Here is a 633-nt window from a genome sequence, read left to right as displayed (position 1 = left end):
CTGGCGGCAGCGTTGGGCATCAGCCGGCGCCAGCTGGACCGGCAGTTTCATGCCAGTCATGGCCTGAGTGCCAAGGCCTGGTGGCGCGAAATGCGCCTGCAGCAAGCACGCTGGCGCTTGCTCAACTCCACCCACAGCCTGGCGCAGATTGCCGATGAAGTCGGCCTGGGCGATGCCAGTTACCTGGGCAAATGCCTGCGGGCGCGGTTTGGCTGTACCGCGCTCGAGCTGCGTGCAGCTACACACCAGGGCTGAAGCGCGCCTGACAGGGTTGCAAGGGGGCTCGAATTCACTGTGGTGTGCCGAACAGTGCGGTCCAGTAGATGCCCGCATCGCTCTTTGGGTCCACTGCGTAGGCAGCCCCCAGGTCGCGGAACTCGGGGTTCATCAACGTGGCACAGTGCCCGGGGCTGTCCAGCCAGCCTTCGACCACCTTGTGCGCAGTGTCACGCCCAGCAGCAATGTTCTCGCCGATCTGCTGATACAGGTAGCCGGCCAGCTCCGCCCGGTCGCCGGGGGTGCGGCCATCCTTGTCGATGTGGTCGAAGAAATTCTGGTTGGCCATGGCCCGCGTGTGGTTGGCGGCAGCCCCCGCCAGCACCGTGTTCCAGCTTAACGGCGGGGCGGCGGCGG

At 66.0% G+C, this 633-nt stretch carries 2 protein-coding genes; one reads left to right on the top strand and one right to left on the bottom strand.

Annotated elements, in window-relative coordinates:
* On the top strand, nt 1-255 hold a 255-nt coding region (locus tag APH30_RS27365; RefSeq protein WP_156326762.1), incomplete at its 5' end, for a helix-turn-helix domain-containing protein.
* Nucleotides 256-289: 34 nt separating this feature from the next.
* Here APH30_RS27365 and APH30_RS27360 read toward each other — a convergent pair.
* A partial coding sequence (locus tag APH30_RS27360) for a CAP domain-containing protein (protein WP_177333817.1) occupies nt 290-633 on the bottom strand: 344 nt, incomplete at its 5' end.

This window comes from Pseudomonas sp. NBRC 111127, from assembly GCF_001320345.1.
In the GTDB taxonomy this organism is placed as follows: domain Bacteria; phylum Pseudomonadota; class Gammaproteobacteria; order Pseudomonadales; family Pseudomonadaceae; genus Aquipseudomonas; species Aquipseudomonas juntendi.
This window is presented reverse-complemented; position numbering and strand designations above follow the sequence as displayed.